The sequence below is a fragment of the Salinicola lusitanus genome, assembly GCF_003206045.1.
In the GTDB taxonomy this organism is placed as follows: Bacteria; Pseudomonadota; Gammaproteobacteria; order Pseudomonadales; family Halomonadaceae; genus Salinicola; species Salinicola lusitanus.
Map to the genome: position 1 here is coordinate 129037 of NZ_PZJM01000003.1, position 22066 is coordinate 151102.

Sequence of the window (22066 nt, forward strand, 5' to 3'; positions counted from 1 at the left end):
ATCAGGACACCGCTGGCGTTCGATCACGCAGGTCGAGATCGAACAGCATGTCCCGGCCGAGGCAAAAATGGCGACAGGCTGGCCGCAACGCCACATCCAGCGTCTCGATCTCCGGCAGCGTCAGCGCGGGACGGCCGGATCCGATCAGCATGGGGGCGACGACACTGTGCAAGCGGTCGAGACAGTCCGCCTCGAGAAAGCGGGAAATCGTCAGCCCGCCACCTTCGATCAGGATCCGACGATGGCCCTGCTCGGCCAGCAGCGCCAGAACCCTCGCGGGATCGAAGCCCGTCGCCTCCGGCGGCAACGACTTGACGCCGACATGCGCCGCGAGCCCGTGGCCCTCGACGCCCTCGTTGACGAGATGCCAGGTCGGCGCCGCCGACTGGCGGAAGACGTGACGGTCGGCCGGTACCCGCCCTCGCGGATCGAGCACCACCCGCAGCGGGTTGTCGCCCTCGACATGGCGCACGGTCAACTGCGGGTCGTCGGCGTCGACCGTACCGGCACCGACGACGACCGCGTCGACCAGCGCCCGCATTCGATGCAGGTGGACCAGGCTCGGCTTTCCGGTCACGTAATGGGAAGCCCCGGTGACCGTCGCGATACGGCCATCCAGGCTCTGGCCCAACTGGGCGATGACGCACGGCCCCCGGCGCACCGAGGTCGTGCACCACGGCAACCAGATCGACAGCAGTTGCGCAGCCTCCTCGTCGACCGGATGGCTGCAGCGCCAGCCGCCGTCGGCGTCGACTTCCAGGCGATGATGCCCATCGACGACGGTCCCGTCGAACGTGTCGTCACGGGTCAGGGCCGCCACCTGGCGAAGCCAGCGCCAGGCCAGAGCGACGGATACGGTGGATTCAACGGCGTGGGCGGGATTATCGGACGAGGCAGTCACGGTCATTCCTTGGCCAGACGGCATCACAGCGTAGCAAAGATCGCCCTTAGCGCGGAGAGCGTTCGGCGGTGGGCGCCATCATTCCGGCTCACCCCGCCGATCCCCCACCCCGGGCCTCGGGTGCCGATCACGGAGAGCGATCACAGATGAGACTGATCATGGACGACAGGATAAGGAGACGATCATGCGACAGGTAGAGCGCGCGATATTCGATCTGCGACGCGGCCTCCCGGTGCTCGTGCGGGCCGCCAGCGGCGACGTGGTGGTCCACCCGCTCGAGGGCTGCGACGACGAGGCACTGACGGCACTGCCGGCGCTCGCCGGCAACCCGGCCGCCCTGGCGCTGACCCGCCATCGCCTGGCGCGGCTGGGCATCGACTTCGGCCCCCGCGTGGGGCTGGTGCCGGTCGTTCCCGGCGACGGCGCCCCCGCCATCGTCGCCTGGGCCAGCGACGAGACGCAGCGGCTGCCCGTGGATCGCCAGCCCGTCGCCGCCGCCCCGGCAAGCGAGGCGGCGCTGGATCTGATGCGGATCGGCCTGCTGATCCCCGCGGCCGTGGTCGCCGAGGTCAGCCAGGCACAGCGCGCCCAGGTCGAGGCGCTGGTCGCGGAGGGTACGGTTCTGGCGGTCGCCGCCGAGCAGATCGACGCCTACGCCGAAAGCCGGTCACGCTTCCTCAAACGCACCAGCGACGCGGAGATCCCGCTGTCCCACGCCGAACGCGCGAAATTCGTCATGTTCCGGGAGGCCGACGGCATGCGCGAGCACATCGCGATCGTGATCGGCGATCGCGCCGAATGGAGCGATGCGGTGCCGGTGCGTCTTCATTCGGCCTGCCTCACCGGCGATCTGTTCGGCAGTTTGCGCTGCGACTGCGGCGAGCAGCTGCGCGAGAGCGTGCGCACCATCGACGAACGCGGCGGCGGCGTGCTGCTCTATCTCGCCCAGGAGGGCCGCGGCATCGGGCTGGCCAACAAGTTGCGCGCCTACACCCTGCAGGATGGCGGCCTGGATACGGTCGACGCCGACCAGGTACTCGGGTTCGGTGAGGACGAGCGAACCTACGAAGTCGCGCTGGAGATGCTCGAGCAGCTCGAGATCGCGCGGATCGAACTGTTGACCAACAACCCCGAGAAGATCGCCGCCATGGACCAGGGCGGCGTCGAGGTGGTCAACCGTCGCGGCATCTACGGCAAGCTGACCAAGCAGAACCGACGCTACCTGGACGCCAAGGCCAAGCGCGCCGGCCACTGGCTGGAAGAGGTCCTCGACGACGGCGAGGACAAATCTGCCACGCCTTTCAGGCGTCCGGTGGCGCGCTGAGCGTCACCCCGACGCCGGATGGGCGTGGCGCAAGGTGGCGAGATCGAATATCCCCGCCTCCTCGATCACCTGCGCCAGCCGGGCGCCGAAATGATCGACCAGCCGACGACCGGTCTCGGCATCGGCCAGGGTTGCGTTGCCGGTCACCCCGCTGGCGTGGAGATCCTGCGCCAGCCAGGCGTAGCCGGCGTCCCCCTCCGGCCCCAGGGTCGATCCGGCCTGCTCGCGGATTCGCCCCTCGGAGACCGCATCGGCCAGCCGGGCGATGCGAACCTTGTCCGGGGCGAGATATAGCATCATCGAGGTCTCCAGCGCACCGCCATGCAGGCCATGGCGGAGCTCCTCGGCGGGAAGTGCCTGCGCCGGGGGCGCAAATCGGAAGTAGTTGGCCTTGACCACCAGCAGGGCGTGCCTCGCGCGCAGCTTGAGCGCGGCCAGGTCGATGACCGCCTTGTTGCCGCCGTGACTGTTGAACAGCACCAGACGGCGAATGCCGGCGCGGCTCACCGCCTCGCCCAGCGCCTCGATGACCGCGATCGCCGTCTCCGGCAGCAGGCTCAACGTGCCCGTGAATCCGGCGTGTTCCAGACTCGAGCCCAGCGCCAGCGGCGGCAGCAGGATCACGTTCCGATCCGGCGCGAGTCTTGTCGTCGCCGCCTCGAGCAGGCCCAGCCCGATGTCCAGGTCGGTGGAGAGCGGCAGATGCGCGCCGTGTTGCTCGATCGCCGCCAGCGGCAGCACCGCCACCGTCCCCGCGTCGACCAGTTCGGCCATCTCCGTCGTGGTCAGCTCCTGCCACTGGTAGACACTCATGTTTCACTCCCTGACGAACCGCTTGACGTCGATGGCGCCGGCGAGCCCAGCAGCCGCTCCGCGATCGCGCTATCCCTGACCACCCGCCGGGCGATCGCCTCGCGTAACGTCCGCTCGTGGTTGCCGCCCTGCGCCAGGGTCAGTCGCGAGCGGGCTCGCGTGATGCCAGTGTAGATCAGCTCCCGGGTGACGATCGGATTGGCCCGCGCCGGCAGTGCGAACAGGACGTGCTCGAACTCCGATCCCTGGGATTTGTGCACGGTCATCGCGAATGCCGTCGCCGCGGCATCGAGCCGCGACGGCAGTACCTGGCGGATACCGTCGCCCTGCGGGAAACAGACCCGCAGCCGGCCGGCGTCATCGGCCAACGTCAGCCCCAGGTCGCCGTTGTAGAGACCCAACTGGGGGTCGTTGTGGGTCACCATCACCGGGCGCCCGGCGAACCACCCTTCGGTGCGCGATATCCAGCCCTGCTGCCACAGCGCCCGGGCGATACGTTCGTTCAGCCCCTCGACACCCCAGGGCCCGCGGCGCAGGGCGCACAGCACCTGGAAGCGGCCCTGCAGGGCAAGAATCGATGCCACGTCCGCCCCGCCACGCAATGCCTCGAACAGCGACCGGTAGCCGGTCACCACGGCCCGCTCGAATGCCGCCGTGTCGATGTCCAGCGTCTCCACATCCTCGAAACCCGCCGCCAGCAGCCGCGTGAACTCGCGGCCGTCGCCGGCGTTGGCGGCCCTGGCGAGGGCCCCGATGCCACTGTCCGCCCGGAAGCGGAAGCTCCGGCGCAGCATGGCCACGTGATCGGCCAGCGGATTGGTCACGGCGGCCACGGGCAACGGCTCGCCCGCGATCGCCTGAAGATAGTCGCGCGTCGCCTCGGAGTAACCGGCGTCGCCGGCCCCCGCGCACAGGTCGCCCAACACCGAACCCGCCTCCACCGAAGCCAGTTGATCCTTGTCGCCGAGCAGGATCAGGCGGGCCTTCGCCGGCATCGCGTCGAGCAGCGCCGCCATCATCTCGAGATCGACCATCGAGGCCTCGTCCACCACCAGCAGGTCGAGGCTCAGCGGCGCCTCGCCATGATGGCGAAAATGGCGCGTGTCCGAGCGCGCCCCCAGCAGCCGGTGGAGCGTCTGCGCCTCCTGGGGTATGGCGGCGCGCACGGCATCGGAGATCTTCAGCCGGCCGACCGCCCCCGCGATCGATTCCGATAGCCGGGCGGCCGCCTTGCCGGTGGGCGCGGCCAGCCGTATCCGAAGCGACTCGCCGTCACCCGACAACGACTGCTCCTGCAGCAGCGCCAGCAGTCGAGTCACGGTGGTGGTCTTGCCGGTCCCGGGCCCGCCGGAGATGATCGTCAGCCGCTGCCGCAACGCCAGGGCGCACGCCACGCGCTGCCAGTCGGGTTCGCCCTCCTCGCGCCGATTGTCGGCGAACAGGGCCTGCAGCCGCCCGGCCAGCTCCTCGGCAACCGCCAGTGGTGGCCCCAGGCGCTGGCGCAGCCGCGCCGCCACCCCGCTCTCGGCCTGCCAGTATCGGCGCAGGTAGACCCGGTCGCCGTCCACGACCAGCGGCGTGGCGAGCCCCTCCGCCGCCGTCGCCTCGGCAACGGTGGAGGATTCGATCAACGCGGCAAGCCATTGCGCCGGCGTGACCGGGTCGAGCAGGGATTCCGGCAGCACCACCGCCTCCGCCGACGCGTGCTCGTCCGTGTTCTCCAGAGGCGGCAACGACAGCGCGGAGCGCGGCGCGTCCAGCACCCGGGCCAGCGACAGGCAAACATGGCCCCGGCCCACCTGATGGCTGACCAGCGCCGCAGCCAGGCCGACCAGCGGATCGGCGGCGGGATCGCGTTCGAGCAGGAAGAGCGCGAAGTGGCGGTCGAGCTGCCGCAGCCAGCCCAGCGCCACCCACAGCGACAGCGCCGCCAACAGGGTCTCGCGGGTGAGCGCACCGCCCCCGGCGGCGGTCGGCGACGTCGCGGCATCGTCGTCATCCAGGGCCAGCGAGAACTGGCCCTCGCCCGGCGAGCCGGGGCGCGCATTCCGATTCGAAGGCGTGGTCGACGGTCGGCGGTTCATGCCGGAATCTCCCTGGATTGTCGCAGCAGCGCGCCGGCCGGCCCGGCGTCACCCTTGAGCCACGCGTCCAGCGCCTCGATCAGCGCCCGCGACGGGCGCCGGTGGAATACCCCGGGCGCGACTTCGGACGCCATGCCAGACTCGAACGCGTCTTGGGCCGCCATGGCAGACTCAGGCGCGTCTTCGGGTGCCTTGGAGGACGGCGCATCTTCGGGCGCCTTGGAGAACGGCGCATCTTCGGGCGCCTTGGAGAGTGGCGCATCTTCGGGCGCCTTGGAGAACGGCGCATCTTCGGGCGCCATGGAGAGCGGCGCCTTGGAGAGCGACGCCTCGGAAAGTCCCCGCAGGAAGACGTAGCAGGCGCCGCCCATGTGCCGGTCGTAATCGTAATTCTCCAGCCGCGACTCGAGCAGGCGGTGCAGCGCCAGCACGTAGAGTACGTACTGCAGGTCGTAGCGGTGATCCACCATCGCCGCGGCCAGGCGCTCGCCCTGGTAGTCGTCCGGCGTATCGCCCAGATGATTGGATTTCCAGTCGAGCACGTACCAGCGCCCCCCCGACTCGAAGACAAGGTCGATATAGCCCTTGAGCATGCCGTTGAGCTTGCGCGGCGCCAGCCGGGGACGCCGGCCGGGCAGCGGCTCCAGCCGTGAGACGAGACGGTCCAGCGGTTCGCTCCAGGCCGCCGATGCCGGCAGCCAGAACTCGAGCTCGGGCCGCCATGACTCGAGGCGATCGAGGCGCACCGAGTGGCCGTCGACGGCCATCAATGGCGAGCGCAGCCGCTCCAGCAGCAGCGCCTGCAACAGCGGCGCCCACTCGGCATCGAATCCGCTGGTCGCCAGACGGCGGTCGATCTCCCGGCGCAGCGCCACGGCATAGCCGGGCTCGTCCAGGCGATCGAAGTCGAGCGTTTCCAGCAAGCCGTGCAGGAAGGTTCCCGGGCGTGGCCCCCGCGGGAAATCGAACAGCGCACGGATACTGGGCCGCGGTACCGGATCCCGCTCGCGGCTGACCTCGATGTCCAGCGTCGCCGGCAGGTCCTCGCTGGCCGCGACCGCATCCTCGCCACCACCATCGCCGGTGTCGTCGCCGTTCCACGCCTCCTCCTCCTCGCCCACGGTGCGACGGGCATCCGCAATCAGCGAGGTGTAGGAGGCGATCCACCAGTCATCGTCGATCTCGCCGTCGAAGATCCGCGCCGGTTTGGTCTCCGGGGCGACCATCGCCGCTCGCAGCCGGTGATCCGGCGGTTCGGGCAGCGGCTCGACCGCCAGCCAGCCGTCGCGCTGGCCCTGCCGCAGCCGATCCAGCAGCGCCGCACCATCGTCCGTCTGCGCGCTGCCCAGCAACCGGCCCAGCGCGGTTTCGTGCAGGCAGCCGCCCTGGCCCCGTCCGCGACCGACATGGGCGACCCCCAGGCGACAGGCGTAGGCGGCACGGGTCAAGGCGACATAGAGCAGGCGGACATCCTCGTCGAGACGCGCCAGCTCGGCCTCTCGCTTGTGGTCGTCATCGGGCGCGGCCACCAGCACGCTGCCCTCGCCCCCGGGAGGCCTCAACGCCAGCAGTCCGGTCCGGCGATCCGGCTCCGCCGGCCGGTGGGAGCAGACGAACGGCAAGAGGACGATGGGATACTCGAGGCCCTTGGACTTGTGCACGGTGACCACCCGGACCAGATCCTCGTCGCTCTCCAGCCGCTGGCTGAGCGCCTGGCTGTCCAGGGTCGCGACGCCCTCCTGCAGCGCCCGGTGCCACCAGCGCAGCAGCGCCTGTTCACCGTCGAGCCGCTGCTGGGCGTTCTGGGCCAGCTCACCGAGATGGAGCAGATCGGTCAAGGCCCGCTCGCCGTCGACGCGCTGGGCGAGCCGTTCGGCGACACGGAAATCCTGCATCACCCTGCGCAACATGGGCAGTACGCCGCGCCGTTGCCACTGGCGATGGTAGTCGCCGAAGCGCTCGACTTCGCGCTCCCACGCCAGCTCGTCGGCCAGCAGCGCTTCCAGGGCCCGCGGCGAATCGTTGAGCAACTGGGTCGCCAGTGCCGCCTTGAGCCGGGCATCCTGGCGCGGCTGGGCCACCGCCTCGAACAGCTGCAACAGCTCGAACGCCTGCGGGGTGTCGAACACGCTCGACTTCTCGCTGAGGTAGACGCTACGAATCCCGCCGTCGGCGAGCGCCCGTCGCACCTTGAGCGCTTCCGGCCCATTACGCACCAGGATGGCGATATCGGCCGGCTGGACCGCACGCTCGCCGGTGGCGCCGGCGAAGCGCCACTCGCCCTCCAGCAGCCGCTGGACCTCGGCCCGGGTCGCCGACGCCATCGTCGCCTGATAATCGCCCTGACTGTAGCGCTCGGTATCCGGCCACCACACCCCCAGCGCGGCCACCGGCCCACCGTCTCGGTCGACCAGCCGCGTCGGCTTGGGCTGGGAGTCGATCGCCACGAACGGTATCTCGGCGCTGCCGAACGGCTGGGGGTGGCGCTGGAACAGCGCGTTGGTGGCCTCGACCATGGCCTGTGTCGAACGGAAGTTGCGCATCAGCGTGAAGCGGCTCGGCGTGGCCCGACGCGCGCGCAGGTAGGTGTGGATGTCGGCACCGCGAAAGGCGTAGATCGCCTGCTTGGGATCCCCGATCATCAGCAGTGCGGTGGTGGCCGGGTCGCTCTCCGGCGCCCGATAGATCCGCGAGAAGATCCGGTACTGGACCGGATCGGTATCCTGGAACTCGTCGATCAGCGCCACCGGCAGTTCCTGGCGGATGCGCGCGGCCAGCCGCAGCGCGGCATCGCCACCGTTACTGCCCGGCGCCAGGGCGGCGTCGAGATCGTTGAGCAGGTCCGAGAACTCCCACAGTCCGCGGCGCCGCTTCTCCTCCGCGAACGCTGTCGCGATTCGGTCGCGGGCGTGCACCAGCACCTGGGAGGCAATCGCATCGAATGGCGTGCCGGCCTCGGCGAGCCGATCCAGCCAGCCGAAGAACGGATGCTCGGGCACCGCCGCGTTCTTCTTCGTCGCGCCCGCCAGCTTCTCCTGGCTGAGCCAGAAACGCCCGCTGCTGTCGGTGATTTCGTCCGCCTTGTCGAAGGTCTCCTGTTCGAGCCAGCTCCGGAAACCGGCAACGCGAGCCTCGAGCTCTTCCGGCTTGTAGCTGTTCTTCTTCAGCGCGTCGGCGTCGGCGTCGAACGCCGCCTGCAGCGTCTGGCGGATCGCATCCTCATCCCAGTGCGCGTGCAGGGCGGACTCGATCTCCTGGCGGCGCTCCATCTCACGCTCGAAGCCGCCCAGCAGTGCCGCCAGCGATGCCGGTGCCGATACCGCCTCGCCATCCACCCACAGCGGCTGTGGCTCGCCATCCTTCAGCAATGGCCGCAACGCGGTCGCCAGGGCATCCGGTCCGCTCCAGCGCGAGCGGATCTGACGCTGCCAGCGCTCGTCGAGCGGATAGAACTCGCAGCGCCAGTAATCTTCCACCGTTCGGGCCAGCAGCGTCTGTCCGTCCTGCAGCAGTTCGGCGGAGAACCGCGCCCCGGCGTCGAAGGCGTGGCGGGTCAGCATCCGCTGGCAGAAGCCGTGAATGGTGAAGATCGCTGCCTCGTCCATCAGGCGCGCGGCCTGGTCCAGCCGCTTGGCTCCACCGCGGCAGGCGGTCTCTCCGGCTGCCACCAGCGGTGCCAGCAAGGTCGCCAACACTGGGTCGGCGCGGTCCTCTGGGTTGACCAGCAACCAGTCGCGGGCCTGCTTGAGGCGCGCGCGGATACGTCCACGCAGCTCGGCGGTGGCGGCCTCGGTGAAGGTCACCACCAGAATCTCCGGCGGCGTCAACGGACGCGGGAAATCCACCGTCTCGCGGCCCGGTAGCGGCCCCAGCACCAGCCGAACGTAGAGTGCCGCCAGGGTGAAGGTCTTGCCGGTGCCGGCACTGGCCTCGATCAGATGCCGCCCGGTCAACGGCAGGCCGTCGAGCGCCAGCGGGACGACTCCCTCGTCCATCGCGGCATCGGCGCGGTCGCGGCTGTCGGTCATGAGTCGCCCCTCGAGAGATGAATGCGCTGCGAGGCCTGGCGCATCGCCTCCAGCAGCGGCTGGTAGTGGCGGACGCTCTCGGCCACGCCGCCGGCCGCCTCGAACGCCTCGAAGTCGCGCCAGAGCTGACCCAGACCACCCTCTCGCTGGACCAGCGCCGCGACCTGGTAGTTGCCGGCCTCGTAGTCCGCGGCGAGACGCTCCCGCAATGCCGGTTCGGGCGCCTCTCCCGCGGCCAGGGCTTGCAGCGTCTCGGCACGGCACTGGCCCCACAGCGTGCGGACCAGCTCCCCCGAGGCCGGCAGCGGCTTGCACCAGGCCCGCCACCAGCTCGCCAACCACGCTGTCAGTCGCCGCCTCGCCTCGAGCCGTTCCAGCGGCGGGAAATCGAGACAGCGATCCTCGAAGATCGCCGTCCAGTGACACGACGCCTCGCCAGCCGCATTGACCAGCAGCCAGCGCAGATAGCCGGCATGGAGTCGATGCGGCTTGCCGAGCTTCTTCCACGGGCCGTCGCCCTCGGGCTTGAAGTGACCGAAATGGCTGGTTTCCAGCGTCATCAATTGGCAGCCGCCCTGCGCGTCCGTGAACAGTCCGTCGACGCGCGCCTCCAGCGCCAGCGACGGCACGTCGTCGGCAGCCGCTGCCTCGAAACGCAGCAGTGGCGGCTCCCGCTCGCTGGCGGTCGCGGTCAATCGTCGCCAGGTCTCCAGCTGCGTCTCCAGCCGTTTCAGCGTCGGCTCGATGGTGGCCAGGCCGAAGCCGGCCGCCGGCAGCCGCCCCGTCAGACGCAGCCGGTCCGCCATCTGCACCAGCGGTTCGCCACGGCGCCCGGCGTCCAGCAGTTCGCGTTTGACGGTGTGGTCCTCCAGCGCATCGAGGACGAAAGGCTCGCTATCCTCGTCGGGGACCTCGGCATCCTGGAATCGCACGCCCAGACGGCCGAGATAGACGCTCCAGGGCCGGCGCAGCAGTCGCTGCAGGTCGGCCAGCCCCAGCGCTTCGCCCGGCGGCTGGGGCGGAGCCGGCTCGGTGACGTTCTGCCCGGTGTCCCGTTCGGCATCGTCGCGGGTGTCGTGCAATGGCGCCCAGCTGGCATCGAAGGTGTAGCGTGGATCGTCGGCCTGGAAGTAGCGACGCGAAAACGGTTGCAGCGGGTGGGCCTCGATCAGCCGTGCCGCCAGCGCCGTCTCGTCGTCCACCGCCGGGCCATCCCCCGGATGGCCGGCCGGACGCCAGCCCTGCTCGAGCGTATCCAGCAGCTCGCCGATCAGCACCGAGGGCGGTCGTGGCGTGTTGTCGCGCTGGTCGAAGCCGACCCAGGAGAGTGTCAGCCGCTCGCGGGCGGAGAGCAGCGCCTCGAGCAGCAGGTAGCGGTCATCGTCGCGGCGCGAACGATCCCCCGGGCGCGGGCGCTGTGCCATCAGGTCGAAGTCCTGGGGCTGGCGGGTTCGCGGATAGGCGCCGTCGTTCATCCCCAGCAGGTAGACCTGCCGGAACGGGATGGCACGCATCGGCATCAGCGTGGCGAAATTGACCTTGCCGGCCAGGAAGCGCTGGGCCAGGCCACCGTCGTCGAGCTCGGCCCTGAGGGCGTCACGCACCACCGCCAGGCCGATCGGCTGCGAGAACGAGGCCAGCTCGCAGCTCTGCTGCCAGCGGCCCAGCGCCTGGTCCACCCGCGCCAGCACATCGTGCTCGTCCAGTGCGGTCGGCGCGAACAGCGCCTCCATCAGCGATCGCAGTCGCATCAGCCAGTCGCCCGGCGCGGCGGACCCGCTCAGGGCCTCGCACTGGGCGGCCACGACCTGCATCAGCTCGGCGAGCCGGCCCGCCAGGTCCGCCTCCAACCCGCCCACCTCGTCGTAGGGCACGATGGCATCGAACTGCCAGGCGGCGTCAGCGGGTATCGACCCATTGCCCCCGCCCGGCGGCAGCGGGCCGGTGGACCCCGACGGCAGCGGGCCGGTTGAATAGCCCAGCAGCATGCGTTCCAGCCCGAACGCCCAACTGTTCTCATGCAGCGCCGGGAACCCGAGCGCCTGGCGATGCGCGCCCGAGAGCCCCCAGCGCACGCCGCTCTCCGACAGCCACCGCCGCAGGCGCGGCAGTTCGGCTTCGTCGATGGCGAAACGGGCCCGAAACGCCGGCACATCGAGCGCATCGAGCAGTTCGCTCACCCCCAGCCGCCGCTCGGGCAGTTCCAGCAGCGCCAGGATCAGCACCATCATCGGATGCGCTTCACTGGCAACCTGGTCGGCGATGGTGAAGGGAATATGGCGCGGATCGTCGGCGGGCAGCCGGCCGAAGACCGCTTCGATATAGGGGGCGTAGACGTCGATCTCCGGCACCATCACCAGGATGTCCCGCGGTCGCAGCGGCGCCCCCCGGGCGCTGGCCTCCTCGAACGCCGCCAGCAGCCGGTCGTGCAGCACTTCCACCTCGCGCAGCGGCGAGTGCACGCTGAACAGCGACAGCGAGGCGTCGTTCGCCGCGATCGTGCGTTTACCGCTCTCCCGGGCGCGCTCCCCCGGATGTCTGAGATCGAGGATGTCCTGCTGCAACTGGTTGAGTAGCGGCGCTCGTGCGGCATCCGCTTCATCGTCCGCCGCCGGGTCGCGAAAGAGATCGGTCTCGACGTCGAAACCACCATCCTGGCTCTCGAACTCGTAGAGACCGATGATGAAGTCGCGCCCCTGGGCACCCCAGGCGGCCAGCAGCGGGTTGGCCTGGAGATGCAGCGCCTCCTCGTCCAGCGCTTCGAGCCAGGGCGCTTCGGGGTGGCGGGCCTGCTGGCGCGCCACCGCCCCGGCGGAGAGCCGCCCGGCGCGCTTGATCGCCTCGCGGTCGGAGACGATGTCCCCCCAGTAGTGGCGGCAGGGGTTGGTGATCATCAGAAAGACATCGATGACACCGGAGAGCGCATGCAGCGCCTCCAGCGTCTGCGACGGCAGCGCCGAGATACCGAAGACGAAGATCCTCGGCGGCAATCCCTTCGGGCAGCTCCGCAGTCGCCTGGCGGCGTGCAGGAAACGGCCGTGCAGGTTGGCGCGGTGAAACGCCCGCTCGTCCGGCCCGGCGTCATCGATCAGCGCCCGCCACAGCGCCGGCTGCCAGCGCTGATCGGCGGGCAGGTCCCGGGGCGACTCCTCCCCCGCTTCCCAGGCCGCCAGCCAGTCCGGCCGGTAGTTGAGGTACTGGTCGAACAGGTCCGCCAGACGGACCGCCAGTTGCCAGCGCTTGCGCTCCGCCTGCTCGACCGCCAGGCGCTGCGCACTCGCCGTCGCGCGGTCCCCGTTACCGGGTTCGGCCCGCGCATCGTCTGGCACCGCGCCATCCGGCCCGGCGCCCAGGTAGTGGGCGAGCGGCGCGAAAACGACCGGCGCCGCGGCGACCGCGCCCTCCAGCAGTCGGAAGATGCGCCAGGCCAGCGGTCGCTTGTCGAACGGCGAGTGCAGCGGAATCGACTGCCTCTCGCCCTCCCCACCGGCCTGTTCGAGCACCGCGCGATAGGCACGCCAGACGAAGCTCGAGGGCAGCGGGAAATCCACCGAAGCGGCGATGCCATCGGCTTCGGCCAGCGACAGGCGCAACCACTGGGCCATGCCGTTGGACTGCACCAGGAAGGTCTCCGGGGTCAGTGGCGGCAGCCGATGGCGCTTGATCAGCGCCAGTGCCAGGTCGTGCAGGTCTTCGAGATGATTGGCATGCAGGACGCTGAACATCCGTTCTCCGGGATTCACGGGGCGACGGGGACCGATGAGCACCGATCCATGGTCGTGCCATCCTACCGTGGCGCAGGGCGACGATCACCTGAAGCCTGTGGCAAGATGTGACAATCGAATGACGAGCGTACCGTCATTGCCCTCGCCTACTCGCTGTGATTAAGGATTCGCGTTGACGACGCCCGTCTTCCTCGCCGTGCTGGCCGGCGCCCTGATGCATGCTAGTTGGAATGCGCTGGTCAAGGTCGGACTGGACCGGCTGCTGAGCATCTCGCTGATTCAGGCCGCCTGCGCCGTGATCGCCCTCGCCGGCGTCGCCTTCGTGCCGCTGCCGCGAGCGGAAGCCTGGCCGTGGCTGGCGGTATCGGCGGTTCTGCATATCGGCTACAACATCTTCCTGGCCCGCGCCTACCGGGTCGGCGATCTCGGCCAGATCTACCCGATCGCCAGGGGCTGCGCGCCCCTGCTGGTGACGCTGATCGGCGTCTTCGCGCTCAGCGAGAACCCCTCGTGGATCGGCTATACGGGGATCGCGGTGCTGGTCCTCGGCATCCTGTGCATGGCCTTTCGAGGCGGCAAGGGGCCACGCCTGGAACGCGCCTCGCTGGTCAACGCCCTGACGACCTCCGCCTTCATCGCCGGCTACACCCTGGCCGATGGCAGCGGCGCTCGCGCCAACGGCGACGCGATCGGCTACGTGATCTGGCTGTTCCTGCTCGACGGCTTCGGCATGCTGCTGGCGCTGGTGGCCATGCGCGGCGTTCGAGCGCTACCCGAACTGAGCCGTCACTGGCGGGTCGGTCTGATCGGCGGCGCGCTCTCCCTCGGCGCCTACGGCATCACCATCTGGGCCATGACCCAGGCACCGATCGCGCTGGTCGCGGCCTTGCGCGAGACCAGCGTGCTGTTCGCCATCGCCATCGGCGTGATCTGGCTGAAGGAGCCGTTGCGTCGCGAGCGGCTGCTCGCCGGCGGGCTGATCCTCGGGGGCGTCATCCTGACCCACTGGGGATGAATGTCATCCCCCGCCAGGACTGCTAGGCTTAACTCTCCGAATCACTGCTCTGCCAACGCCGTTGCCGAGTTTTCCGGCGCGCATCCGACGCTCATCCAGACGACAGCCTGAGGGCGACAGCAATCGGCAAGGAGCCTATCGTGACTCTCACCGCGCCAACGTACACCACCAATGCCGACGGTCAGCCGCGTCGGGTCGGTGTCGAGATCGAGTTCGCCGGTATCGGCCCCATCCAGGCAGCACGTCTGGTCGAGATGACGTTCGGCGGTCGCGTCGAGCAGCATAGCGCGCATCGCCTTCAGGTCACCGGGACGCCATGGGGCATCTTCCATGTCGAGCTGGACAGCAAGTACGTTCACCCCGACGAGCGCTTGCTCGACCGCGCTCGCGCCATCGACGGCCAGCCGCCCGGGATCGGTGAGCACTTGCGAGCCAGCCTGCACAGCCGCACCCGCGAATGGCTCGGCGACATGGTAGCGGGCCTGGTGCCGACGGAGATCGTCTGCCCGCCGATTCCCTGGCACGAACTGGAGCGCCTGGACGAGCTGTTCGCGGCGCTGCGCCGGCATGGGGCGGAAGGCACCGATGCCAGCCTGCTGTATGGCTTCGGTCTCCACCTCAACCCGGAAATCCCCTCTCCCGATGTCGAAAGCGTGGTGGCCTATCTGCGCGCCTATCTGATACTCGCCGACTGGCTGCGCGACGAGATCGTCGTGGACGTGACGCGGGACATGCTGCCGCACACCCGGCCATTCCACAGCGACTACACCCGCCGCATACTGGCGCCGGACTATGCCCCCACGCTGCCGACGCTGGTTGATGACTACCTGGTCGCCAATCCGACCCGCAACCGGGAGCTGGATCTGCTGCCGCTGTTCGCCTGGCTGATGCCCGACCACCCCAATGCGCTGCTCCGAGAGACGCTGGTCAAACCCCGGCCGACCTATCACTACCGCCTTCCCAATGCCTCGCTCTCCGATCCCGAGTGGGGCGTGAGCGTCGAGTGGAATCGCTGGGCCGAAGTCGAGCGCCTGGCCGCCGACCCGGACCGGCTGGCGGAGCGCAGCGCCGCCTACCGCGTCCACCTCGCCCAGCCGACCCTGAGCCGCTGGCTGGACTCGCTACGCCACTGGATGCGCCATTGATGGGCTGGACGCATGCCCGCTCCGATCGCAGACGGCGAGCCGGGGCTCCCCGGATGACCGGCCGCCCGCTGATCGGTATCACGACCTCGGACCACAAGAGCTTCCTGGCCTGGTGGTGCGACTGGGTCTCGGTCTGGCGCGCCGGGGGCAGGCCGCTGCGGATTTCGCCCGCCCGCCCGCTGCAACGACCGGTGGACGGCCTGATCATCGGCGGGGGCGACGATATCGGCGCCCAGCGCTACGGCGGAGAGATGCAACTCGACGTGCGTATCGACCCCGCCCGCGACGAGCTCGAACTCGAACTGCTGGCCCGCTATCTACCGGAGCGGATACCGATCCTGGGTATCTGCCGTGGCGCCCAGATCATCAACATTCACTGCGGTGGCAGCCTGATCGAGGACATCCAGACGACCTATCGTCACATCAAGAACCGACGCATGGTGCTGCCACGCAAGCGCATCGAGATCGAACCGTTCAGCCAGTTGGCCGACATTCTCAACCGCCGCTACTGCCACGTGAACAGCCTGCATCACCAGGCGGTGGATCGGCCTGGGGACGGCCTGAAGGTGGTCGCCCATGACCGCGACGAGCTGGTGCAGGCGATCGAGAGCGACCGCCACCCCTTTCTCATCGGCGTGCAGTGGCATCCGGAGTTCCTGCTCTTCAGCCGCTCGCAACAACGGCTGATCCGGGCGCTGGTGGATGCGGCCCGGCTGGGAGCTGACACCCCGAGACGGAGCCCCGGGGAGTGACGGTCGATCACTTGACCACCGTGACGACCACCTCCAGTAGCGCGCCCGGGGCCAGGTCGCTCCAGCAGGAGTGGCCAAGGGCCTTGGCAGGCGAAGCCCCTATCCTGGCCTGTCTTCCTTATCTAGGTGTCAGGAATCAAAGCCGACCCCGAAACGGTTCAGTGTACGTAGCAAAAGTGAGCGGCGTCCCGTGCGGTCTTCCTGAGCGAGATCCTTTTGAACGCGTTGGATCGCCAAGGATCGGAACGGTTCGGGGGGAAAGGGTACGACCCAGCTGCGCAGCATCCGCAAGTCCGTGCGTTCCGTGCGCCTGCCTTCCAGCATGTCAAGCATCGCCAGCGCGGCAAAACGCGAGGCCGAAACGCCTTGGCCGGTAAAGCCAAGCGCATAGGCCAATCGCCCCCCTAGCGCGGTGCCGGCAAAGAACGTGGTGCGTGCGGAGGTATCGACGATCCCTCCCCAGGCATGACTGAAGGATAGATCCGATAGCGCCGGGAAAGCCTCGTCGAAGTTCGCTTCCAGACGCGCGTAACTCTCGGGACGATGCAGGAGCTCGCGATCCCGACGGCTGCCATAATGGTAGATCGCGTCAAATCCGCCCCAGAGAATCCGGTTGTCCGCCGTCTTGCGGCAGTAATGAAACTGGTTGCCGCTATCGGCTACGCCATGGCGCCCGCGCCAGCCAATGGCCACGAGCTGTTCGTCGGAAAGCGGCTCGGTGACCAGCGTGTAGTCAAAAATAGGGATGATCGACATCCGAAAGCGCCTGAGAAGCGGAATCGCGGCATTCGTCGCCATCACCGACTGCCTGGCGGACACGACCGCCTGTGGCGTGGTCAGCCGTACGCCCGATGCAACATTGTCGAGCGATGTGACAGGCGTGTCCTCATGAAGGACGATACCGCGATCGAGACAGGCCTGCCGCAGACCCGCGACCAGCTTCATGGGGTTCACTAGTGCATAATTGGGCTCGTAGAGTCCTGCCTGATATCTCGGGCTCTTGAACTTTTCATCCAGAGCATCGCCCTCGAGATAATGGCTCTCGATACCGAAGCGCGCGTAGACGTCACGCATCGCTTTCAGCCCTTCCGCCTGCCACGGAGTGGCAGCGACGTTGAGCTTGCCCTCGCGCTCGAATTCGCAGTCGATCCCGTACCTCGTGAGATCTTCCTCTAATCCGTCGAGGTTCTCGTAACCCAGGCGAATCAGGGTTTCGGCCTCTTTGGGCCAGCGCGCCAAGGCGTTGGCGACACCGTGGGAAATACTGGGCGCGCAGAAACCGCCGTTCCGGCCGCTTGCCGCAGCACCGCAACGCGTGGCCTCCAATATGACGATACGCGCATCTGGCCAGCGCTCGCGCGCCTTGAGTGCCACCCAGAGGCCCGTGAACCCGCCACCGATGACCGCGAGATCACAACGGACATCGGTCGTTGGCGGCGAGGCGAGATCGCTCTCCAGAATGGTCTCCAGCCAGACAGGCGTCCGATCGGCATCAGAAAATCGGTTGATTCCTTCCATCCAGCGGCCCTCCTATGCCGACCGAGCTTCGGCTCTGGAACAGCCCAAATCCGCAAATTCCTGGTATAGATTGGCTCGAGGAAATACCTGTGATCCTCTGGCCGCGTCAGTCAAGGTATCCGCCACCTGAGGCGTCCGAGTCATTGCCCCTCCCCTTGTCCAGATACCAACCCCACTCTTCTCTATGATCAAATCGTGTTACCTGTTTCGTCTCGAGGTAAGCGTGGAATCCGGCCTCACCCAGTTCCCGGCCCACACCGGAACTCTTGTATCCCCCCCAAGGCGCTTGGGCGAAGGTTGGCTGGGAACAGTTGATCCAAATGATGCCGGCGCGCAGTTTGGCCGCCACCCGGTCACACCGCGCCAGGTCGTCGGACATCACCGCACCGGCAAGTCCGTAGGGGCCATCATTGGCAATACGGATCGCCTCCTCTTCCGTTTCGAAGGGATTGATGCAGACCACAGGACCGAAGATTTCCTGCTGCCAGATTTCCGCCTCGAGCGGCACGTCGGCATAGATCGTCGGTGCGATGAAGTAGCCCGTTGGCAAGCCGTCGGGCCGGCCTCCTCCGGTTACCAGTCGCGCACCGCTGCTTCGAGCGCGATCGAGAAAGCCCAAGACCTTGTCATATTGGCTCTTCGACACGATGGGGCCGAGCTTGACGCCCTCCCGGTTGCCTGCACCGATCGTGATTTTCCTGGCCTCTTCTGCGACCCGCTCCACCATCCGGGGATAAAGGCTCTTCTCGATCAGCACTCGGGAGGTTGCCGAACAGACCTCGCCCTTGTTCCAGAAGATTCCGAAAAGGATCCACTCTACCGCCTTGTCGATGTCACAGTCGGCAAAGACGATGAAGGGCGACTTTCCGCCCAGTTCCAAGGAAACGTTGCGGATACTCAGGGACGCGGCATGCATTACCTTACGACCGGTGGGGATGGAACCGGTAAAGGCGATCTTGTCCACCAACGGATGTTCGGAGAGCGGAGCACCGGCCTCGGGTCCGAATCCAGTGATGAGGTTGAAGACTCCGGCTGGGACACCCGCTTCATGGATAATCTTTGCCAACTCCACGCAGGACATCGAGCACAATTCGGATGGCTTCAGAACCACCGAACAGCCTGCCGCCAACGCCGGTGCCACTTTCCATACCGCCATGAGCATAGGGAAATTCCACGGCGTAATGGCGGCCACAACTCCCACTGGCTCGCGCCAGATGCGGCTATCGAAGCGCGGATCGCCTATGTCCACCTGGTCGACACCCTTTGCGGCGACTTCTTCCGCGAGATCGGCGTAGTAATCGAAGCAGAAAGCGGCATCCGCGATATCCCACTCGGACTCGGGTAGTGGCTTGCCATTGTCCCGAGTTTCCAGAGCAGCGATCTCCTTTAGCTGGGCTCGGATGCCCGCAGCGACCTGGCGCAGCACGCTTGCCCTATCGGAAGCCGCCAGATCGGACCATTTACCACTGTCAAATGCCGTACGTGCCGCTCGCACAGCACGATCCACGTCTTCATCCTGGCCCGCGGCAATCCGCGCAAACTCTTGCTCGGTGGCCGGATCGATTGCCGCTAGAGTGGCGCCTTTGCGTGGCGCAACAAAGGCGCCGTCGATGTAAAGCTCTGTCGTCATCAGTTGACTCCTACGCTGGCCGGGCTGGGCTCGGTGACACCCGGCCACGATGAGATTCATGCGCCAGGCACTAGGCAGCACTCGCCATGGTTGGCCGGCGCATGAACGAGGGGGACCGTTTATCGACACTTGGGAACGCCTGCCTAGTGGGGTGCCAACGATGGCAGGTACAGACTGATCATCGGGAAAGTGATCAGCAGAAGTAGCGTGATCAAATCGACAGCGACGAACCAGCCGACGCCACGGAAGATCGCCGTGAGCGGCACCCTTTTACCGAGCGCTGCCTTTACGATGTAGACATTGAGACCCACGGGTGGGGTAACGAGGCCTATCTCCAGAAGCTTCACCAGAATGACGCCGAAATAAAGCAGCTCGACGCCAGCTTCCTGCGCCACAGGCAAGATAATCGGCATGGTCAGAAGCAAGATGCCGATGGAATCGAGGAAACATCCAAGAATGAGATAAAGTATGGCGACCATCAGGATGATGGCAAGATCGCTGGAGCCGAAGGACAGTAGCGAGGATGCGATGTAGTTCGGCACGCCGCTCAACGTCATGAATTTGCCGAGCAACGTCGTCCCGATGACCACCATGAAAATGCCAGCGGTGCTGGACAGCGTCGCAAGCCCACTTCGAGTCAGTGACTTCCATGTCAGAGAACGCCGCATCGCACCCAGTGCGATGGCGAGCGCCGCACCAATAGCGCCTGCCTCCGTGGGACTGAAGAGACCGGTGAAGATACCGGCAAGAACCACGACAACGATGGTCGGCAACGCCCAGACCTCCTTCAACGCATCCACCAGGTCGCGCCGGGTGAAGGTTTCGGTGACAGCGGGCGCCAAGTTAGGGTTGAGTGAACAACGGATGACGATCATCGCGATGAACATCATGGCCGAAAGAAGGCCTGGCAGAAAGCCGGCCATGAATAGCTTGGCAATCGAGATCTCGGCGAGATACCCGTACAGCACCAGTAGAATGCTCGGCGGTATGAGTGAACCCAGCGTGCCGGCGGCCGCGATGACGCCGGTCGCAAGCCCGGGGTCGTAGCGGTAGCGAAGCATCTCCGGTGTGGCAATGCGCGCGAAGGCCGAAGAGGTGGCAACGCTGGAGCCTGACGCCGCGGAGAGCATCGCGCAGGCCCCTACACTCGATACGGCCAACCCGCCCGGAAGCCAGGCGAGCAGGATTCGCATCGCACGGAAAAGCCCTGTGGAAATTCCGGTTTCCGAGGCGATGAATCCCATGAGGAGGAACATGGGGATAGCCGTCAAGTTCCAGTCGCCCACGAGGTTGAACGGGATCGCGGTAAGCATGCCCCATGCTGCTCGTGTGTTGAGCAAAACACCGATGCCGATGAACGATACCAGTCCAAGAACGACACCGATCTGGACGCGTAAAAGCAGCAGGATGAGCGCGACACCCAAGCCTAGAAATCCAATCGTCAGGTTGTCCATTGATCTACCTTGTCAGCTGCCGACTTCATCGGACGACACTGGCGATGGATCGAAATCCGGCTCAGTCGCCGCTTGATAAGCGTTCGCGAGAACCATGAGTAGCATGGCGGAAAAGCCGACCGGCAGGGCCAGTTTCGCTGGCCATATCGTGACGTAGACCGCGCCCATCATCATCTCGTTGAGTTGGTAGGACCGCATGGCATCTGCCCAAGTCTGCCAGGCCAGAAGCCCAAGAAAGGTCGCCGTGACGAGGTATCCAGCCACCAGGACCCACCGCTGCAATCGGCTTGGCAGCATCTGATAGACGAGATCCACCGAGATGTGCTCGTTCTTTTTCTCGACAAAGGCGAGTGGAAGAAAGACGACGAGCACCATGTGATAAACGGAGATGATTTCGAGGTTTCCGGGTATCGGGCGACCGGAAAGATTGCTTGCCAGCACGTCAACCACAGTCTGGAGCATCATGAGAAAGAGGCTTACCAGCGCGAGCGCGGCCAGCAGATTGGCGAGATGCCTGATCAATCGCAGAATCATGGCGTGTTCCCTCCCGGCGGCTCCTGCGAACTCCCGTAGAGACCATAGGTCGACACGTCGACCTTGCCGTAGATTTGATCGTGGAAGATCTTCTGCAGCGCGTCGGTGTCATCCCTATCCACATCTGCCAGCAGATGCTCCCACTTCTCGTAGGTCTGCTCGAATCTGTCGATCAGCGCGTCGGGATCGTCGACATCGAGACGTTTCGCCACATCCAGGGCCATCTCGTTGACATCCGAAGCGATGAACCGATCCAGTTCCCCTTTGAGGCTGTCGTCCGGCTCGTGGATCGTCACGCCATGATCCTTGGCCTCGGCGAGGGCCTCGTCGGCCGACTGCTCGAAGGCCTCCGTCATCACGACGAGATTGTCGGAGATAGTGTCTATCAGGAGTTGCCGCTCTTCCTCCGAAAGGCGGGACCACGCCGCTTCATTCATGGCGTACTGCCAACCGGCAAAGTACTGCCCGAGATCCAGCAGCGTTACCTCCTTCGCCACGTCCCAGAGGGAGCGCGTCTTCAGATCGTTGGGCGAGTTGGCGGCACAGTCGAGCTGCCCCCTGTCGAGGCCGGTGAACATCTCGGACGAAGGTACATTCACTGGCACCGCCTGCACGGAAGAGGCCCAGGCAGCATGCACCGGACTCGGCAGCCTGATCTTCTTGCCGGCGATGTCCTCGATCGAGACGACGGGCGTGGTGCATATCAGGGCATAAGAGGGCGAGGCATAGCTACCAAGGAAGACAATGCCCTGCTTGCGGAACATGGCCTGCATCTGCTTATCGTTCAAGTAGAAGTCGGCAACCGCGGCCGTCAGCACCATGCTGTCATTGAACGAGATGCCCAGCGCAGCGAGCACGTTGTCTGCCGGGAGGTCCGAGGGCGTATAGGTTCCCGCGTGATAGGTCATGTCCACAATCCCGTCACGGAGACCCGATAGATGAGCGCCGGGCGGGAGCACCGAGTCGCCCGTGTAGACTTGCATGGTGAGGGCACCATGAGATTTCTGATCCAGCGTCTTGGCCAGGGCGAAGTAACCGTTCCTGACCAACGGATAGGTATCCGGAAACCAGGTACTGGCCGTGATCTCGGTCGCCGAAGCGGGAGCCGCCGCGACGCTGAACAAGCTGATGAGGAGGACTCCG

The 22066-nt window shown here is 66.8% G+C and carries 14 protein-coding genes; 4 read left to right on the top strand and 10 right to left on the bottom strand.

The window, feature by feature from the left end:
* Position 1: 1 nt before the first annotated feature.
* Positions 2–901, bottom strand: a complete 900-nt coding sequence (locus DOM45_RS04420; RefSeq protein ID WP_240612288.1) for a RibD family protein — start codon at positions 899–901, stop codon at positions 2–4.
* A gap of 184 nt (positions 902–1085) precedes the next feature.
* Between DOM45_RS04420 and ribA the strand changes: the two genes are divergently transcribed.
* Positions 1086–2225: a GTP cyclohydrolase II RibA gene (gene ribA / locus DOM45_RS04425; protein ID WP_110598319.1), complete on the top strand. Its 1140-nt coding sequence runs from the start codon at positions 1086–1088 to the stop codon at positions 2223–2225.
* A 3-nt stretch (positions 2226–2228) separates the two neighbouring features.
* On the opposite strand, the gene DOM45_RS04430 is transcribed toward ribA, so the two are convergent.
* From DOM45_RS04430 to recC, 4 genes are read right to left on the bottom strand one after another with little or no spacing between them, the layout of a single operon-like run.
* Positions 2229–3038 carry a creatininase family protein gene (locus DOM45_RS04430; protein ID WP_110598320.1) on the bottom strand — a complete coding sequence of 270 codons (810 nt, stop codon included), beginning with the start codon at positions 3036–3038 and terminating at the stop codon, positions 2229–2231.
* Complete coding sequence (gene recD / locus DOM45_RS04435; protein ID WP_110598321.1) at positions 3035–5122, bottom strand: exodeoxyribonuclease V subunit alpha; 2088 nt, start codon at positions 5120–5122, stop codon at positions 3035–3037. The genes DOM45_RS04430 and recD overlap by 4 nt, the downstream gene beginning before the upstream one ends.
* Positions 5119–9150 (bottom strand): exodeoxyribonuclease V subunit beta, encoded by a 4032-nt coding sequence (gene recB / locus DOM45_RS04440; RefSeq protein ID WP_110598322.1) that lies wholly within the window; start codon positions 9148–9150, stop codon positions 5119–5121. Before recB ends, recD begins: the two co-directional genes overlap by 4 nt.
* Positions 9147–12875, bottom strand: a complete 3729-nt coding sequence (gene recC / locus DOM45_RS04445) for an exodeoxyribonuclease V subunit gamma (RefSeq protein ID WP_110598323.1) — start codon at positions 12873–12875, stop codon at positions 9147–9149. Before recC ends, recB begins: the two co-directional genes overlap by 4 nt.
* 172 nt (positions 12876–13047) lie before the next feature.
* Between recC and DOM45_RS04450 the strand changes: the two genes are divergently transcribed.
* The 3 genes from DOM45_RS04450 (at position 13048) to DOM45_RS04460 (ending at position 15787) form a co-directional block, all read left to right on the top strand.
* Entirely contained in the window at positions 13048–13890 is an 843-nt protein-coding gene (locus DOM45_RS04450; RefSeq protein ID WP_110598324.1) for an EamA family transporter, read from the top strand.
* A gap of 140 nt (positions 13891–14030) precedes the next feature.
* Positions 14031–15035 (top strand): amidoligase family protein, encoded by a 1005-nt coding sequence (locus tag DOM45_RS04455; RefSeq protein WP_110598325.1) that lies wholly within the window; start codon positions 14031–14033, stop codon positions 15033–15035.
* 53 nt (positions 15036–15088) lie between these two features.
* Positions 15089–15787 carry a gamma-glutamyl-gamma-aminobutyrate hydrolase family protein gene (locus DOM45_RS04460; protein ID WP_110598952.1) on the top strand — a complete coding sequence of 233 codons (699 nt, stop codon included), beginning with the start codon at positions 15089–15091 and terminating at the stop codon, positions 15785–15787.
* A gap of 129 nt (positions 15788–15916) precedes the next feature.
* On the opposite strand, the gene DOM45_RS04465 is transcribed toward DOM45_RS04460, so the two are convergent.
* From DOM45_RS04465 to DOM45_RS04485, 5 genes are all read right to left on the bottom strand, one after another.
* Positions 15917–17305 (bottom strand): NAD(P)/FAD-dependent oxidoreductase, encoded by a 1389-nt coding sequence (locus tag DOM45_RS04465; RefSeq protein ID WP_110598326.1) that lies wholly within the window; start codon positions 17303–17305, stop codon positions 15917–15919.
* A 106-nt stretch (positions 17306–17411) separates the two neighbouring features.
* Positions 17412–18935 carry an aldehyde dehydrogenase family protein gene (locus tag DOM45_RS04470; protein ID WP_110598327.1) on the bottom strand — a complete coding sequence of 508 codons (1524 nt, stop codon included), beginning with the start codon at positions 18933–18935 and terminating at the stop codon, positions 17412–17414.
* Positions 18936–19078: 143 nt separating this feature from the next.
* Positions 19079–20389, bottom strand: coding sequence for a TRAP transporter large permease (locus DOM45_RS04475; RefSeq protein ID WP_110598328.1), 1311 nt, complete (start codon positions 20387–20389; stop codon positions 19079–19081).
* 12 nt (positions 20390–20401) lie between these two features.
* A complete protein-coding gene (locus DOM45_RS04480; protein WP_110598329.1) occupies positions 20402–20923 on the bottom strand; it encodes a TRAP transporter small permease subunit in 522 nt (173 codons plus the stop codon).
* A complete protein-coding gene (locus DOM45_RS04485) occupies positions 20920–22047 on the bottom strand; it encodes a C4-dicarboxylate TRAP transporter substrate-binding protein (RefSeq protein WP_205909393.1) in 1128 nt (375 codons plus the stop codon). The genes DOM45_RS04480 and DOM45_RS04485 overlap by 4 nt, the downstream gene beginning before the upstream one ends.
* Between the last annotated feature and the right edge of the window lie 19 nt (positions 22048–22066).